This window comes from Bradyrhizobium dasycarpum, from assembly GCF_042019905.1.
In the GTDB taxonomy this organism is placed as follows: domain Bacteria; phylum Pseudomonadota; class Alphaproteobacteria; order Rhizobiales; family Xanthobacteraceae; genus Bradyrhizobium; species Bradyrhizobium japonicum_B.
This window is the reverse complement of record NZ_CP169574.1, coordinates 5,578,931-5,595,511: the sequence shown is the minus strand read 5'-3', so window position 1 is coordinate 5,595,511 and position 16,581 is coordinate 5,578,931. Positions and strand designations below refer to the sequence as shown.

Below are 16,581 nucleotides of genomic sequence, written 5' to 3'. Positions count from 1 at the left end.
GCGGGCACGGCGCTGACGCGCCTTTGCCCACCCTGCAGCACCGACGGTCAGGCGACTGCTCGCTTGCCGATAATCGCAAAGCGCAGCTTGCCCGAGATGAAATCGATCGCGGCGACCGCGACCAGGATCAACAGGATCAGGAACGACACCCTCTGCCATTCCAGCACACGGATCTGCTCGGCGAGTTGCAGGCCGATGCCGCCGGCGCCGACGATGCCGATGATGGTCGCCGAGCGGGTGTTGGATTCGATGTAGTAGAGCACCTGGCCGGCGATGACGGGCAGCACCTGCGGCATCAGGCCGAAGCGGATCTCGTGCAGGGCACTGCCGCCGGAGGCGCGGATGCCCTCGACCTGCTTCTTATCGGCGCCCTCGATCGCCTCCGAGAACAATTTGCCGAACGCACCGAAATCCGACACGGCGATCGCCAGCACCCCGGCAAACGGCCCGAGGCCCACGACATTGATCCACACCAGCGCCCAGATCAGGGTGTCGACGCCGCGGATCGAATCCAGCACGCGGCGAACCGGGAAGCGCAGGATGCTCGACGGCACCACGTTGCGCGCTGCAAGCAGGCTGACGGGAAGCGCGAACACGGCGGCCAGCGTGGTGCCGAGCAGCGCGATCGACAGCGTCTCGCCGAGCGCCTTGAGATAGACCGGCAGCGAGGAACCGGGATCCGGCGGGATCATCATCAAAGTGATCCAGCCGAGCTGACTGAGGCCGGCGAAGAAGCGCGACGGCGAGAAGTCGAGATCGACCAGGCCGTAAATCAGGATCGCGAACGCCGCGACGATCATCGCCGGCATCGCCAGCCGCGCCGAAGCGGGACGGTCGAACACGTCGGGATAGCGGGCGCGAAGCTCTCGCGGATCGACCTCGTGCGGCGTCACGTCCGCGCCTCCTTGCCGAACAGGCGGCCGCGCAGCCAGCCCGTGCTGATGTCGATGAGGAAGACGGCGACGATGATGGTGAGCAGGATGGCGCTGACATCCGAGTAATAGAACTTGCGAATGGCGACGACGAGCTCCTGGCCGATGCCGCCGGCGCCGACGAACCCCATGACGGAGGCCTCGCGGACGTTGATCTCGAAACGCAGCAGCGCGTAGCTGGCATAGCCCGCCGTCACCTGCGGCACCACGGCAAAGCGCATGCACGACAGCCAGCTTGCGCCGGTCGAGCGGATGCCCTCGACCGGCTTTATGTCGGCGTTCTCGACGACCTCCGAGAACAGCTTGCCGAGCGCACCGGTTGAATGGATCGCGATCGCGAGCACGCCGGCCATCGGACCCAGCCCGAAGGCAATCACGAACACCAGCGCGAACACGATGCCCGGAACGGTGCGGGCGAATTCGAGCAGGCGCCGGACGACGAAGCGCAGCCAGGGTGCGGGCGAGGTGTTCTCGGCGGCGAGGAAGTTCAGGCCAAATGCGAGGATCGCGCCGATCAGCGTGCCGACGTAGCTGATCAGCAGGGTCTCGCCCAGCATCTTCAGCCATTTGCGCCAGCCCCAGAGCCACTCGCCGACATCGGTCCAGACCCGCTGGCCGCTGTCGAGCGTAAAAATGCGGTCGAAATAGCTGACGAAGTTGCCGAAATAGCTGAACAGCGTGCGCAGATTCACTTCCGCGCCGACCGCGGCGAGAACCAGCGCCGCGGCGAACATCGAGGCTCCGAACAGGAGGCGGAGCCGCCTGCGTGCCACCGCCTGCCGATAGGCGGCGTTGAGCACGGCGAGCTGCTGCTCGGGAAGGATCGAAACCGCTGTTGTCATGGGCTTGAGATGAAGTCCCGTCAAAGAAAGAGCCGGGTCGATCGACCCGGCTCCAGTGGTATCGTCGTGATACTCAGGACGCCTTCTTCTTACGCAGGGCGTCGACGAACTTGATCAACTCGATCGTGCCATCCCAATCCTTGGTGGTGGCGGGATGGAAGCCCTTCTTCTGGCCGTCGGAGAGGCGATCGAACGCGGCCTTGTCCTTGGTCGGCGCGTCGAAGAACGCCTTCACAATGGCGGCCTTGGCGTCTTCCGGCAGGTCGGAGTTGAAAGCATAGGGACCATTGATGATCGGCGCCGATTTGTGGATGATGCGAAAGTCGTCCTTCTTCATCGCCGACCCGTCGGCATTCTTCAGCATGCCCTTGGTCAGCATCTGCGCGAGCGTAGAATCGTCGTCGCTGGTCCACTGGTTGGCGGCAACCTCGACCGTGCCTTGTGCCAGCGCCAGCATCGCGTTCTCGTGGCTGCCGGTGAAGACGACCTTGCCGAAATAGCTGTCGGCGTCATGGATACCCAACTTGTCGAGCTCGAAGCGGGGTACGTTGTTGCCGGAGGTCGAGTTCGGGTCGACCAGGCCAAGATTCTTGCCCTTGAGCTGATCGAGGGTCTTGTAGGGGCTGCTCGCCTTGACGAAGAACACCGAATAATAGCCGGTCGAGCCGTCGGCGTTGACGTCATTGGCGAAGGCCTCGGACTTGACGCCGGTCAGGCGGGCGCGAGCGAACGCGGCCGAGCCGTAGCTCGCGATGTGGATGTTGCCGGCGCGCTGGCCTTCGATCACGGCGGCGTAGTCGTTGGCAATGCGCAACGTGACCTTTACGCCCAGCTCCTTGGAGAGATAGCTCATGAACGGCGCCCAGCGTTCGGTCACGCCGGAGGCGTTCTCGGCCGGCACGACCGCGAAGGTCAGCTCGGGATGTTTCGCCTTCCAATCGGCAGCCAGGGCTGAAGTCGTGAACGCGAGCGCGGCGGCGCCGGCGAGGACCAGTCTGCGAGTGATCATGTTACCCTCTTCATCGGTTGGGGTCGGTTGACGCAAAAACTTGCAAAGAAGACTTGCAACGAAACAGGTTTCGCTCAGGCGGCCGCGGCCGTTCCGAGCGCGGGGACGCCCGCGGGCGCCGGCGCAGGCATGGCGCCCATGACATCGGCGGCTTCGAGATCGTAGAGCTCGCGCGCGACGTGATCGGTCAGCGCGGCCGGCGCGCCGTCGAACACCACGCGGCCCTGCGCCATGCCGATCAGGCGATCGCAATAGCTGCGAGCGAGGTCGAGCGAATGCAGGTTGCAGAGCACAGTGATGCCGAAATGCTTGTTGATGCGCAAAAGCGCATCCATCACGATCTTGGTGTTGCGCGGGTCGAGCGAGGCGATCGGCTCGTCGGCGAGGATGATGTCGGGCTGCTGCACCAATGCGCGCGCGATCGCGACGCGCTGCTGCTGACCGCCGGAGAGCTGGTCGGCGCGCTGGGCGGCGAGCGAGGCGATGTCGAACTGTTCCAGTGCGGACATCGCCAGCGCCTTGTCCTGCTCCGGCCAGATTTGCGACAGCGAGCGCCAGGCCGGCATCGTCGCGAGCCGTCCCATCAGGACGTTGGTGAGGACATCGAGTCGGCCGACCAGATTGAACTGCTGGAAGATCATGGCCGACCGCGCCCGCCATTGCCGCAGCTCCTTGCCGCGCAATGCGGTGACGTCGACGCCGTCGAACAGGATCCGTCCCTCGCTCGGCGTCACCAGGCGGTTGATGCTCCGCAGCAATGTCGACTTGCCGGCGCCGGATCGCCCGATCACACCGACGAAGCCGCCGGGAGAAACTTGAAACGAAGCATCGTCCACCGCGGCTTTTGCGCCGAAGCGACACGTCAGACCATCCACCACCAGCATGCAGGGCTCCAGAGTAGCTGGAGCCAATCGCTAACGTCCATGCTTAACACTTGTGTGACACGACCGTTGCAGCGCAGCGATCCTGCACAGCTCATTCCCTGTCATCGCTACGTCATGACATTGTCATGAATCCGCTCGAAGAGGTACGCCCGCCTTCGCACTCCGGATTCGACATGGCCGCCAAAGCTCTTTCAGTTCAGCCGACCATCGATCCCTCGGCCAAGCTGCACGAGGCCCGGCTCGGCGCCTATACCGAGGTCGGCGCCCGCACCATCCTGCACGAAGTGGCGATGGGCGATTATTCCTATGTCGTGAACGATCTGCAGATCACCTACAGTACGATCGGAAAATTCTGCTCGATCGCGGCGATGACGCGCATCAACCCCGGCAACCATCCGATGCACCGCGCGACGCAGGCGCATTTCACCTATCGGTCGAGCGCCTATTTCGACGGCGAGAGCGATGATGCCGAGTTCTTCGAATGGCGGCGGCAGCATCACATCCATATCGGCCACGACGTCTGGATCGGCCACGGCGCGATCGTGCTGCCGGGCCGCAACATTGGCACGGGCGCAGTGATCGCCGCCGGCGCCATCGTCACCAAGGACGTGCCGGTCTACACCATCGTCGCCGGCAATCCGGCCCGCATCGTGCGGCGGCGATTTTCGGAGGAGATCGCCGGGCGTCTTGCGAGGCTTGCCTGGTGGGACTGGGATCACGACAAGTTGCGCGAGGCCCTGCCCGATTTCCGCAAGCTCGGGATTGAAGATTTTCTGGCGGCATACGAAGCACGGGCAACTCTCCCTGCCAGCAAACAAAGCGCGGTCGCGTGACAGATATCTTGCTTGAAGGCGGCCGGACCCTGATCGGCACCGAACTCGTCGAAACGTCATTGGCGGTGTCCGGACAGGACATCACCGCGATAGACGCCTCTCACGGCCGGGCGCGGCTGGCGATCGATGCACGCAACCTATTGGTGCTGCCCGGCATCGTCGATCTTCACGGCGATGCCTTCGAGCGGCAGATGATGCCGCGCGCCGGTGTCGACTTCCCGATCGATGTCGCGCTCGCCGACAGCGACCGCCAGGCCATCAGCAACGGCATCACCACGGTGTTTCACGCCACCACCTGCTCCTGGGAGCCGGGCCTGCGCAGCGCGGACAATGCGCGCGGACTGATGGAGGCGATCGAGCGGCAGCGTCCGCAATTCGCCGCCGACACTCGCTTTCATCTGCGGCATGAAACCTACAATCTCGACGCCGAGGCCGAGATTACGCAGTGGCTCGTGGAAGGCCGCGTCGACTTGTTTGCCTTCAACGACCACATGGACGGCACGGTCGCCGACATGGCCAAGCCACGCAAGCGCAACCGCATGGTGGAGCGCACCGGCTTGTCGGGCGAGGAATTCGACCGCCTGGTCGAGCGTGTGGTCTCGCGCGCCGATGAGGTGCCGGCTTCCGTTGCGCGTCTGGCCGCCGCGGCCCGTGCGGCCGGGGTGCGGATGCTCTCGCACGATGACGCGACGCCGGCGATGCGCCGCGAGTTTCGCGAGCTCGGCGCTTTGATCGCCGAGTTTCCGATCAACGAAGAGACGGCGCAGGCGGCGGCAAGCCACGGCGATGCCATCGTCTACGGCGCGCCGAACGTCGTGCGCGGCGGCAGCCACACCGGCTGGACCAAGGCCTCCGACATGATCGCCAAGGGGCTCTGCTCGGTGCTGGCGTCGGATTACTATTATCCCGCCCAGCTGCTCGCCGCGTTCCGGCTCGCCGCCGATGGCGTGCTGCCGCTGACCGAGGCCTGGAATCTGGTCTCTGCCGGCCCTGCGCGCGCGACCGGCCTGACCGATCGCGGCGTGCTCGCGGAAGGCCGCCGTGCCGACATTCTGCTGGTCGACGACGATGTGTCGATGCGGCCGCGGCTGATCGCAGTGATATCGGGCGGCAAGCTGGTCCATCTCACCGATGCGACGCGGCTCCTGAGTGCGGCGGCGATGCCGCGCGAAGCTGTCGCCGCGGCCTAAACCGGCTATGCTCGCGCGATGACAGGCTTTCCCCGCTACGCGATCTATTTTGCCGCAGGCAACAACAGCCCGCTCTCCCGCTTCGGCGCCGAGCTGCTCGGCTACGATGCCTATGCCGGCAACGAACTGCCGTTTCCGCGCGAGGCGCTGGAGGTCGCACCTGACTGGCGCGATATCAGCGCCGATCCGCGCAAATACGGCTTTCATGCCACGCTGAAAGCGCCGATGGCGCTGGCATCTGGCAGGACCGAAGCCGAGCTGATGACCGCTTGCGCGACCTTCGCCGGCAAGACGCGGCCGCGTCCCGTGATCCGGCCCGTCGTCGATGCCATCAGCGGCTTCATCGCCGTCATTCCAGCCGAGCCGGTCGAGGCGCTGCAAGAGCTCGCCGCCGATTGCGTCCGGGATTTCGACGCTTTCCGTGCGGCGCTGACCGCGGAGGATCGCGCGCGGCGCAAGCCGGAGAAGCTGAGCGAACGGCAGCGCGACTATCTCGACCGCTGGGGCTACCCTTACGTGATGGAGGAATTCCGCTTCCACATGACGCTCACCGGCCGGCTGGATGCAGAGCACCGCGGGCCGATTCTGGAGATGTTGCGGGGACGATTTGCTGCGCTTGATCTTGGCACGCTGGCGATCGACCGCCTCGCACTGTTCAAGCAGGACGAGGCGAAGGCTCGCTTCCGCATCATCGGTGAGTGGGCGTTGACGCGGTAGGCCTCACTGCTAGCTCCCAAGATTGAAGGCGAGCGCCACGGCGCCGACCAGAACGAGGCTCGTCGCCCAGACTGCATCCAGATTGAACCAGCTTCGCGAGACGAACTTCAATCCCAGATAGCGGTAGACCAGCCAAGCCAGACATCCACCGGCGCTGACCATCGCGATAACGTGCACCAGGGACACCAGCACCGCCATCCCGACATTTGCCTTCATCAACTCGCCCGCCGCCTGATGGCCGGCATCGAGCTCGAAGGCCTGGCATAGCCCGAGATAGATCGGCACGAGCATCAAGGCGGCGCCGTGCGCAATGGCAACGGCAAATGACCACAGCGCCAATTGCGTCGGCGGAATTCGTGCCAGCGCGCGCGGATGACGCCGGTCGACCAGCCGATAGACGCCGAAGCCGATGACGAGAAGGCTGGCGACCAGCTGGATCGGACGCTGCCACTCCGCCAGCACGAGCAGGAACGCGAATGGCAGCAGCACGAGAAGCGTTGCAAGGAGATGGCCGGCCGACAGGGCGCACAGCGCGTGGAAAAGCGCGCGCGGGCTCTTGTCCATGAGCCCGGCCGAAACAGCGAGCGGCCATCCCATCCCTGGATTGACCCCGTGATAGAGACCGCTCGCAACAAGCGCGAGCCACAGCCAGCCGAGTGCCGGGCTCGCGTGTCCCCAATCTAGACCGACGGGTAGCAAAAGGAGTCCGTCGAACAATCGCCGCCCTCGAGCCTGATCTGGTGCGCACGATATCCGTCGGGGAAGCTCACGAAATAGTCCTTGTCGAGCCTCGAGGCCTCCGTTGCGACCGACATTGGCCATGACCTCCACGCCCGGAACCCCATCGGGATAGAACTGGTCATCCCAGGTGGAATAGAGCGAATTGGTCCAGTAAACGCGCCTGCCGTCGCGGCTGATCTCGACCATCTGCGGACCCGCCGCAAATGCCTTGCCATTCGGATGCGGCGTGCGGCGCGCGATACCGCCGATGTGGACCGAGCCCGCGTGCTTCGGCTTGCGCGGATCACTGACGTCGTACTGGCGCATTTCACCCGTGCCCCAGCACGAGACATAGAGAAACCGGTCATCCATCGACAGGTCGATGTCGGTCACCAGCGGCGGCACGGCGCCAAAGCCCTGGAGCAGCGGCGGGAGCTTCTCCTTTGGCGCTGGCTCGGGTGGGATCGTCGCGGTCTTCTCCGCATGGAATTTCCCGCCTTCTCGCCACCACGTCCAGATCGATGCTTCGAGATTCGTGGTGTCGACCACGACGCCGACGAAGCCGTACTCGCGAACCGGATCGTGCGCCGGTCGTACCTCCAGCGCCATTTGATGATTGGCGCCGAGGTCGATGGTCTGGACGTTGCGACGTGCGCGAAGATCCCAGAAGTGGAGACGATGTCCATATTTGTTCGCGAGCAGATCCTCCGGGACGATCCCGTTCTCGAACTGCGGCGGCAATGCCCATTCGCTCGTCACCATGTAGTCGCGCGGCAGATTCCACCAGAAATCATAGTGCAGCGTCTGTGGACCGCGGTCGATCTCCCATCGTCCCAGGACCTCGAAGGTCTCGCAATCCATGATGAAGACGCCTGGAGGGCCGTCGGTACCGTCCTTGCCGCCGCCGCCCAGCGTGCTGACGTAAATGCCGTCTGGCCCGCAATGGATCGTGTGAGGCCGCGAGTAGCCGGTCTTCTTGAAGACTTCCTCTGGCTCGATGATCTTGTGGATCTTGGCTTTAGTCGGATCGGGCTTGGTATCGATGATGTAGATGCGCGACGAGCGCAGCCCGGGAATGATGAGATAGCGCCGCTCGATGAAGGCATGTCCGGCGAGCGGCGACAAGGCGGAGGAGCACGCATTCCAGCCGAAGTGATGAAACTCATCGCCCTTGTTGGGCATCGTCACGGTGTGGACGATCTGGCTATAGGTCGGCGATCCCGGCTTGACGTCGATGACCGCGAGAGCATCCGGCTTCGAGAAGTCCGGACTGAGCAGCAATGTGTAGGCAAAGTTCTCCGCAGGTGCTTCCATCGCAAGCTTGGGCGATGCGTGAAAGGTGGGATCCGGCCTCATCGTCATGGCACTGCCTCCCTGTTCTGTCGGTTTGCGCCAACCTGACTCGGGATAACGGCATCGTGAAGAGGTATTGCGCGATGTGTTGGGATTCTCCGCGGGGCCGGTTGGCGAGCGTACAATATGCCATCGCCGAGCTGCGCGAAACTGGCGGAATCGCGTTAATTGGACGCCCTACGGCCGGCGAAGTGAGGTTGGAGGGCGGCCTCTCTCTCGATGTCGTCCCCGCGAACGCGGGGACTCATAACCCCAGGGAGTGGTTATGAAGCGAGCTGCCAACTCCAAGTCTTCGTCATCTGCGCGCGCTTGAGGCGCGCTTGTCGGGACGACACTGAATGTTTGGCTCCGCTATTTCCCCCACCGCAGCGCCAGTGCATCGCGCTCCCTGGCGAGTTCCAGCAATCCCGCGCGCGTTGCCGGATGCAGCGGCTGGAGCGGATGCCGCACGGCTTCCGACTTGATCACACCCCCGGCCTGCATCATGACCTTGCAGGCGATCAGGCCGCATTGGCGGTTCTCATAGTTGATCAGCGGCAGCCAGCGTTCGTAAGCGGCCTTTGCCTTCTCGCGGTCGCCGGCGAAATAGGGATCGATGATCTGGCGGATGCCGTCGGGATAGCCGCCGCCGGTCATCGCGCCGGTAGCACCGGCGTCGAGATCGGCGAGCAGCGTGATCGCCTCCTCGCCGTCCCAGGGGCCTTCGATGTCCTTGCCGCCCGCCTCGATCAGGCTGCGCAGCTTTGAGGCCGCGCCTGCTACCTCGATCTTGAAATAGCGGATGTTCGAGAAGTCGCGCGCCAGCCGTGCGAGCAGCTCGACCGAGAGCGGCGTGCCGGCCACCGGCGCATCCTGGATCATGATCGGAATGTCGATCGCGCCCGAGAGCACCCTGAAGAATTCGACGATGCCCTTCTCGGGGACCCGGAAGGTCGCGCCGTGATAGGGCGGCATCACCATCACCATGGCCGCGCCCGCCGCCTCGGCCTGCTTGCTGCGCGCCGCGCACACGGCCGAGCTGAAATGGGTGGTGGTGACGATCACGGGAACCCGTCCCGCGACATGCTCCAGCACCGCATGCATCACGCTCTCGCGCTCGGCATCGGTGAGCACGAACTGCTCGGAGAAATTGGCGAGGATGCAGAGGCCGTGCGAGCCGGCATCGATCATGAAATCGATGCAGCGGCGCTGTCCCTCGAGGTCGAGCTCACCGCGCTCGTCGAAAATGGTGGGCGCGACCGGGAACACGCCGCGATAGGGGCGCTGGGCCTTGTGGGGGGTGACCGGCATCGAACTCTCCATCCCTGATGCGTCTTGCGTCCGGCGCTGCGCTCACGGCGCGAGGCGGCACAGATGTAGCCGCCGCGCGGACCGGCGGCAATGCCGAACGCACGATCTCGGAATGGAAGAATGAAGCGAAACCAGGCGGTCTTCACCGCGCCCAGGAAGCCCTCAACCGCGACGCGGAGACGATCGGCATCGGCCGACATCTTCTTGACGGATTCCGACAGAACCGTGCCGGCATTGCCGGTCTCCTGGTTGAGCCTGGCGACGCTGCCGATGGTGTCGGTGACCTCGCGAGTGCCTTGCGCCGCCTGCTGGAAATTGCGGGAGATCTCGGTGGTGGCGGCGCGCTGCTGCTCGACCGCGGCGGCAATCGCCGTCATCTTCTCGTCGATGGCGCTGATGGCGCCGCCGATCGAACGGATGGCGGCAACCGCCTGGCCCGTCGCGGCCTGGATCTCCTCGACCTGGCGCGAGATCTCTTCGGTCGCGGTCGCGGTCTGGGAGGCGAGGCTCTTGACCTCGCCGGCGACCACGGCGAAGCCGCGACCGGCCTCGCCCGCGCGCGCGGCTTCGATGGTGGCGTTCAAGGCCAGAAGGTTGGTCTGGGCGGCGATGGCGTTGATCATCTTGACGACTTCGCCGATGCGGCTTGCGGTCTGGTCGAGGATCTCGACCGTCGCATTGGTCTGCTCGGCCTGCGCGACGGCTTCGCGGGCCTCGCGGGCGCTGGACTGCACCTGCGCCGAGATCTCGCCGACGGATGCGGAGAGCTCCTCGGTCGCGGCGGCGATGGTCTCGAGATTGTTGGTGGCTTGCTCGGCGGCGGAGGAGACCGCCGCGGTCTGGCTGCTCGACTGCGAGACCAGCGAGCGCACGCCGGTGGCGGTGGCATCGAGCTCACGCGTCGAGGCCGCAACGCTCTGGATGACCGCCTGCACCGTGTCGTCGAAGCTGCGGCAGGCGGAATCGACGGTGCCGGAGCGCGCGAGTTGCAGCGCCTGCTGCGATCTGCGCTCCCGGCCCAGCCGTTCCGCGGTGGCTGCGCTCTCGCGCAGGCTTTCGAGCGCGGCGGCCATGGTGCCGAACTCGTCGGGATGCCGGGATTGCGGCACCGGCGTCGCATAATCGCGGGCGCTGATGCGGGCGATGGCATCGAGGATGGCGCGTACCGGCCGCATCAGGCGATTGCGCACCACGAACACACCGGTCAGCGTCACGGCCAGCGCGAGCAGGAATGCGAACGACTGCACGATGAGGTTGGTGAGGGCTTTGGCCTGGACGGCTTCCGCACGCGCGATGGACAGGTCGAGAGCCTTGTTGGCGACCGCGACGATCGGCGCGAAGGGCGACTGGCACAACGCGTTCCATTCCGAGGCGGGCATTGCCGGCTTGCCGCTGCCGTCGAGATTTTTGGTGAGATCGCCGATCTGCTTGAGCACGCCGTCGGTCTTGGCCCGCGCCTCCTTCGCCGCATTGACGACATCCGCCGTCACGTCGGGCGCGGCCAGCAATTCCTCCAGGCCGGTCCAGCCGGCGGTGACGATGCCGTTCCAGCCGGCCACGGTCTGCTTCTGAGTCTCGTCGAGCGGCTTCGAGGTGTTGATGTTGGGACGGAGGGTCGAGCACTGGATGCCGTAACGGTCGCGGACCTGCCAGGCCAGGCGGCGGGCCTGGATCATGCGGGCAATGAAGGGATCGTTGGTCCAGGCGCGGTTCGACACCGCGGTGGATGCCAGATTCGCGGTCTCGATCACCTTGGTGACGCCATCGTACCAGGGCGCGGTACGCTCGACCTTGCGCTCGGCGCGCGGCAACCTGGCCTCGTCGTAGAACAGCTGGAACTTCGGCGCAGCCTCGCTCCAGCGCTGTTTCAGCGTGCTGGCGAGCTCGTCGCGGCGGGCGAACTCGACAGTGGAGAGCGCCGCGACGATGGCATCATAGCCGGCCTGCTCGGCCTTCTCGGCGGCGCCGAGCTTGGCACGCGGATCGTCCTCGCCGAGCAGCGCGCTCTGCGCATCGCCGCGATTGTTGCGCAATGCGAGCACGCCCTGGAAGATGGCCTTGTCGGCAGCCGCAAGCCGCTCGGTCTCCAGGCTGTCGCTGTAGCGGCCGAACGCCCCGAGCATCTGGAACGCGGTGCTGGCCAGCGCGCCGGCGGCCAAAAGCGCCATCAGAACAAGAAGTAGCTTGCTTACCGATTTCTTAAAGAATGACATGGCCAAAGGGACCTGCTTTACACGAGCGGGCACCTTGCACCGTGACATGCCAAGGTTTGGTTAAGACTTTAATCAAAGACCTTCAGTCGTACTCCGCCGTCTCTCCCGGCAGACCGCGTTCGCTCACGCGACCTTGGTGAAGTCAGGCGGGCGGCGCTCTGCAAAAGCCGTGAATGCTTCGCGCGCCTCGGCGGTGCGTAGGCGCTGGGCGAACTGCTCGCCTTCGGCCTGCATCTGCGCGACCAGCACCTCTCCGTTGCGCATCAGGCGCTTGGTGGCGGTGAGGGCGCCGGCCGGTTGCCGGGCAAGGCGCTGCGCGAGTGCAAGCGCCTCGGCATCGAGCTTGTCGAGCGGCACCACGCGGTTGGCGATGCCCCATTGCAGCGCCGCCTGCGCCGGCACCGCCTCACCCAGCGCGAACATCTCGTAGGCACGGGCATGGCCGATGCGCGCCGGCATCAGCAGGCTGGAGGCAGCTTCCGGCACCAGCGCGAGGCTGACGAAAGGCGTCGACAATTGCGCGTTGTCGGCGAGCACCACGAGGTCGCAATGCAGCAGCATCGTGGTGCCGACGCCGACGGCGCGGCCCTGCACCGCCGCGACCAGCGGCCGGGTGCAGCGGGCCAGCGACTGGATGAAGCGGACGACGTTGCGGCTGCCTTCGGACTTGCCGGTTGCGACCGCGGCGAATTCGCCGACGTCGTTGCCGGCGGTGAACATGTCGCCCTCGCCGCGGATCAGGATCACGCGAGTGGAGGCGTCGCCCTCGGCGCCTTCGATGGCGTCGGCGAGCTTGCCGTACATCGCATCGGTCAGCGCGTTCTTCTTGTCGGGACGCGCCAGCGTGAGGGTGAGGATGCCGCCATTGGTCTCGATGCGGACGTGCTCGGTCATGGGTTCGCTCCTTCTATTCGTCTGAATGGCTTGTCGTCCGAAGGCCTTGGAAACTTGTCCTGAATGCTGGTCAGCCAGCGCGCGACGATGTCGATCTCGGCAGCCGTGAATCCGTCCGTCAGGGCCGCGTTGATCTCCGCCGCGCCAGCTTTCGCCTGCGCCAGCGCGCTGCGTCCCTTCGGCGTCAGAAAGATGCGCCAGGCGCGTCCGTCCTCGCGGTCGGCCCGCCGCTCGATCAACTTCGCAGCCTCGGTGCGGTCGACGAGGCCGGAAATGCCGGCGGGCCCCATGTCGAGCGCCGCGCCCGCCTCGCCCATCAAGACGCCATCCTGCTTGCCGAGGATGAACAACAACCCCGCCTGCGCCGGCGTCACCTCGCTCTCCGGGCGCGACGCCATCCAGCGCTGCAAGCGGCGCTGCGCGACGCTGAGCAGGTAGATCAGCCGATGATGCCGCGCGTCGGCGCCATTATTTCGCATGCGAAATATCTAGCTGAGCGCGCGGTCGTTGTCAAACGAGCCGTTTGGCTACGGTGCGCAGGCGAAGCTCGCCGCTTCCGTCACCGGTCCCGATTTGTAGTGCGGCCATGCGGGCCAGCGGCACAGCGGCAGCGCACGCAGCGTCGTGAACGAGGGCGCCTCGACCTTCTGCTCGGCCACTTCGAGATCGCCGGGCGCCTTGCCCTTCTCGACCCAGTCGACCAGCACGCTGAGCATGTCGACATTGGCCGGTGCGCCGGAGCCGACATGGTCGACGCCGGGGGCGGTGTAGAGCCGCGCGAACTCCGCCGTCTCGGCCTTGCCGAGCTTGCGCTCGACGCTCTCGAAATAGCGGATGCCGGCATAGGGGCTCTGGGCATAGTCGGCCATGTGCTCGAGCATGATCAGGCGGCCGCCGCGCGCGCGGAAGCGGCTGAGATCGGGATCGGTCGAATCCATCAGCTTCGACACTTCGAGCAGCCGCGCCTTGTGCTCTTCCACCTTGTAGGTGGTGACGTCGAGCTTGGGATCGCGCGCGAAGACATATTGGATGCCGCCGGCGCCGTAGATCCAGGCGATGCCGTTGTTGGGCGCGGGCGGTTGTGCCGGCGGCGCGGTGCCGAGCCACCACGCGGTCCAGCCGCCGGTCGGACCGATCGCCGGAATGTCCTCGCCCGAGACGCCCCAGCCTGGATAATCGTCGAGTCCGTTTTCGAGCGGGAACGGGAATTTGTAGGTCGCGTGCAGCGTCTCGATCGCCTTGATCTGCGCATCGGTGAGACACTGATCGCCGCTTTGGCCGGTCGCGCAACGCAGCGTCTCGACCTTGAAGGCGGCCTTGCAGGCGACGGGGTTCTGCACCAGCGCATCGTCGGAGCCGTCGGCCTTGTCGCAGGCCGCCCGCACCGCCTCGCCGACGAGCTTCACCTGCGCCGGATTGATCCAGCCCGGCCCCATGGTGACGAGACCCGACCGCGTGCCGGCGTGCTGCAGGCCGACCCAGTTGATGACGGGAACGCGGGCGAAGATGCCGTCGAAGTCGTCGGGATAGCGCTGCGCCATGGTGAGACCCTCGCGGCCGCCCTCGGACGAGCCCATGAAGTACATCTTGTCGGGCTTCTTGCCGTAGGCACGCTCCATCAGCGCAACCGCAACGTCGCGCACTCTCTTGTAGGCGCGGTGGGCGAAATTCTCGAAGGCCTCATCGTTCAGCGCAAAGACCTGCGGCGGCTCGCCCGGCTTGGTCTCGTGGCCGGAATCGGTGCCGTAGGTGACGAAGCCGCGCGCCAGCGGCGACGGCTTGTCGAAGGGATAGGCCGGCGGCAGCGCAAGGCCGGTGATCAGCACGCCGTTGAACCCGCCGCCGCCATATTGCAGCAAGCGTCCGTTCCATTCGACGGGAAGGTTGACCTGGAATCTGATCGGCGGCGCCTTGGGATCGGTAGGGTCGATATGACCGAGCACCTTGCAGAAGGCCGGGTTGGCCGGCGTGATACGCGCCGACGGCGTCGGACCGCGTTCGGCGACAATGAGCTGTGAGGGCGCTTGCAGCGTTGCGGAATCTATCTTTACGGCGTCGGCGCCGCCAACGAGGCCCTTGCAGACCGTCTCTGCATCCGCTGTCAGGGTCGCGGCCCCCGCAACGTTCGCGCTCAGGGCCGCCGCCGTACCCACCAGCCATGCGCACAGCTTCGCTCTCGTCAGCGTCATCGTTTCCACCCGGTTGCGTTCTCGTTCAATCCAACAGCGTCCGCATTGAATGCGACCTTCTGCCGGCCGTCAACCAAGCGCTGCAGCCTGTTGCGATGGAATCAGAGCAGGCTGCGGCTTGTTGCTTGACGCGCTTTCTTGACGCGAACCGGTATCCACTTCGCTTGAAACCGCTTCAGTGCTCGAACACCAGCCGCGCGCCGATCGTGCCGTCGAGGCTGCGGATCTGCTGCAGCAGCGCTGCGGAATCCTGCCCCGCGAGATCGGCGTCGAGCACGACGTAACCGAGATCGCCCGATGTCTCCAGATATTGCGCGGCGATGTTGATGTCGCGCTGAAGGAAGACCTCGTTGAGCCGCCGCAGCATGCCCGGGACGTTGCGATGGACATGGCTGAAGCGTGCACCGGAAGGGCGGAGATGCAGCTGCACTTCCGGGAAATTCACCGCGCCCATGGTCGACCCCGTGACGAAATAGTCGACCAGCTTGCGCGCGACCTCGCCGCCGATCCGCTCCTGCGCCTCCTCGGTCGAGCCGCCGATATGCGGCGTGAGGATGACGTTCTCGAGGCCCTGCAACGGGCTGTTGAAGCGATCCGCGTTCGAAGACGGCTCGACCGGAAACACGTCGACGGCCGCACCGGCGAGGTGACCGTCGCGCAGGGCGCGCGCCAGCGCATCGAGATCGACCACGGTGCCGCGGCTGTTGTTGATCAGGAACGAGCCCGGCTTCATCGTCCGCAGCTGCTTCTCGCCGATCATGCCCGCCGTCTCCGGCGTCTCCGGCACGTGCAGGCTGACGACGTCGCTCTGCGCCAGCAGCTCGTCCAGTCGCTCCACCGGCTCGGTGTTGCCGTGGCGAAGCTTGTCGGTGCGGTCGAAATAGATCACGCGCATGCCCATGGCTTCGGCGAGCGTCGAGAGCTGCGAGCCGATATTGCCGTAGCCGACGATGCCGAGCGTGCGGCCGCGCACCTCGCGGCTGCCGGTCGCCGACTTGTCCCAGCCGCCGGCATGGGCCGACACCGAGCGCGGGAAGATCCGCCGCAGCAGCATCACGATCTCGCCGATCACGAGCTCGGCGACGCTGCGCGTGTTGGAGAAGGGCGCGTTGAACACGGGAATGCCGCGCTTGCGCGCCGCCGCGAGATCGACCTGGTTGGTGCCGACGCTGAAGCAGCCGACCGCGAGCAGCTGGTCGGCGACCCCGAGCACCTCATCGGTGATCTGGGTGCGCGAACGGATCCCGAGCAACGAGACGCCGTCGAGCGCCCGGCGCAGATCCGCGCCGTCGAGCGCCTTGGTCAGCCGCTCCACATTGGTGAAGCCCGCGCTCCTGAAAAGGTCGACAGCGCTATCATTGACGCCTTCGAGCAGCAGCGCCTTGGCGTTCCGCTCAGGGCCTTGGCCTGGGGCTGACATGGTGTCTCCGTGGATGATGAGCTTTGCCTGAGCACATAGACCGCGGAGGATGCGCAGTACAATAGGGGGCTGATACGGGAGAAGATGGCGATGCG

14 protein-coding genes and 1 pseudogene are annotated in these 16,581 nt (G+C 65.6%); 3 read left to right on the top strand and 12 right to left on the bottom strand.

What is annotated here, in order from left to right; translation table 11 throughout:
• Positions 1–47: 47 nt before the first annotated feature.
• The 4 genes from phnE (ACETMP_RS26705) to phnC all read right to left on the bottom strand — a co-directional run bounded on the left by phnE (ACETMP_RS26705) (position 48) and on the right by phnC (position 3,667).
• On the bottom strand, positions 48–893 hold the full coding sequence (gene phnE, locus ACETMP_RS26705; RefSeq protein WP_375158495.1) for a phosphonate ABC transporter, permease protein PhnE: 846 nt from the start codon (positions 891–893) through the stop codon (positions 48–50).
• Positions 890–1,774 (bottom strand): phosphonate ABC transporter, permease protein PhnE, encoded by an 885-nt coding sequence (gene phnE / locus ACETMP_RS26700; RefSeq protein ID WP_375158494.1) that lies wholly within the window; start codon positions 1,772–1,774, stop codon positions 890–892. Before phnE (ACETMP_RS26700) ends, phnE (ACETMP_RS26705) begins: the two co-directional genes overlap by 4 nt.
• A 73-nt stretch (positions 1,775–1,847) precedes the next feature.
• On the bottom strand, positions 1,848–2,783 hold the full coding sequence (gene phnD, locus ACETMP_RS26695; RefSeq protein WP_375158493.1) for a phosphonate ABC transporter substrate-binding protein: 936 nt from the start codon (positions 2,781–2,783) through the stop codon (positions 1,848–1,850).
• Positions 2,784–2,857: 74 nt separating this feature from the next.
• Positions 2,858–3,667, bottom strand: a complete 810-nt coding sequence (phnC, locus tag ACETMP_RS26690; protein ID WP_028138777.1) for a phosphonate ABC transporter ATP-binding protein — start codon at positions 3,665–3,667, stop codon at positions 2,858–2,860.
• 173 nt (positions 3,668–3,840) lie between these two features.
• On the opposite strand from phnC, the gene ACETMP_RS26685 reads away from it, so the two are divergent.
• From ACETMP_RS26685 to ACETMP_RS26675, 3 genes are read left to right on the top strand one after another with little or no spacing between them, the layout of a single operon-like run.
• Entirely contained in the window at positions 3,841–4,500 is a 660-nt protein-coding gene (locus tag ACETMP_RS26685) for a chloramphenicol acetyltransferase (RefSeq protein WP_375158492.1), read from the top strand.
• Entirely contained in the window at positions 4,497–5,690 is a 1,194-nt protein-coding gene (locus tag ACETMP_RS26680) for an alpha-D-ribose 1-methylphosphonate 5-triphosphate diphosphatase (RefSeq protein WP_375158491.1), read from the top strand. The genes ACETMP_RS26685 and ACETMP_RS26680 overlap by 4 nt, the downstream gene beginning before the upstream one ends.
• 18 nt (positions 5,691–5,708) lie before the next feature.
• Positions 5,709–6,407, top strand: a complete 699-nt coding sequence (locus ACETMP_RS26675) for a DUF1045 domain-containing protein (RefSeq protein ID WP_375158490.1) — start codon at positions 5,709–5,711, stop codon at positions 6,405–6,407.
• A gap of 9 nt (positions 6,408–6,416) precedes the next feature.
• Here the strand turns inward: ACETMP_RS26675 and ACETMP_RS26670 are convergent, their stop codons facing one another.
• The 8 genes and pseudogenes from ACETMP_RS26670 to serA all read right to left on the bottom strand — a co-directional run bounded on the left by ACETMP_RS26670 (position 6,417) and on the right by serA (position 16,486).
• Positions 6,417–7,004 (bottom strand): hypothetical protein, encoded by a 588-nt coding sequence (locus tag ACETMP_RS26670; protein WP_375158489.1) that lies wholly within the window; start codon positions 7,002–7,004, stop codon positions 6,417–6,419.
• 83 nt (positions 7,005–7,087) lie between these two features.
• Positions 7,088–8,489, bottom strand: a pseudogene (locus tag ACETMP_RS26665) (selenium-binding protein SBP56-related protein).
• Positions 8,490–8,831: 342 nt separating this feature from the next.
• Positions 8,832–9,728: a dihydrodipicolinate synthase family protein gene (locus ACETMP_RS26660; RefSeq protein WP_375161996.1), complete on the bottom strand. Its 897-nt coding sequence runs from the start codon at positions 9,726–9,728 to the stop codon at positions 8,832–8,834.
• Complete coding sequence (locus tag ACETMP_RS26655; protein WP_375158488.1) at positions 9,647–11,983, bottom strand: methyl-accepting chemotaxis protein; 2,337 nt, start codon at positions 11,981–11,983, stop codon at positions 9,647–9,649. The genes ACETMP_RS26660 and ACETMP_RS26655 overlap by 82 nt, the downstream gene beginning before the upstream one ends.
• 123 nt (positions 11,984–12,106) lie before the next feature.
• Positions 12,107–12,877: an enoyl-CoA hydratase gene (locus tag ACETMP_RS26650; protein WP_375158487.1), complete on the bottom strand. Its 771-nt coding sequence runs from the start codon at positions 12,875–12,877 to the stop codon at positions 12,107–12,109.
• The gene (locus ACETMP_RS26645) at positions 12,874–13,356 is read right to left on the bottom strand and encodes a MarR family winged helix-turn-helix transcriptional regulator (protein ID WP_375158486.1); all 483 of its coding nucleotides are present in this window, start codon (positions 13,354–13,356) and stop codon (positions 12,874–12,876) included. The genes ACETMP_RS26650 and ACETMP_RS26645 overlap by 4 nt, the downstream gene beginning before the upstream one ends.
• Positions 13,357–13,404: 48 nt before the next feature.
• Positions 13,405–15,066: a tannase/feruloyl esterase family alpha/beta hydrolase gene (locus ACETMP_RS26640; RefSeq protein ID WP_375158485.1), complete on the bottom strand. Its 1,662-nt coding sequence runs from the start codon at positions 15,064–15,066 to the stop codon at positions 13,405–13,407.
• A 175-nt stretch (positions 15,067–15,241) separates the two neighbouring features.
• The gene (gene serA, locus ACETMP_RS26635) at positions 15,242–16,486 is read right to left on the bottom strand and encodes a phosphoglycerate dehydrogenase (RefSeq protein WP_375158484.1); all 1,245 of its coding nucleotides are present in this window, start codon (positions 16,484–16,486) and stop codon (positions 15,242–15,244) included.
• Between the last annotated feature and the right edge of the window lie 95 nt (positions 16,487–16,581).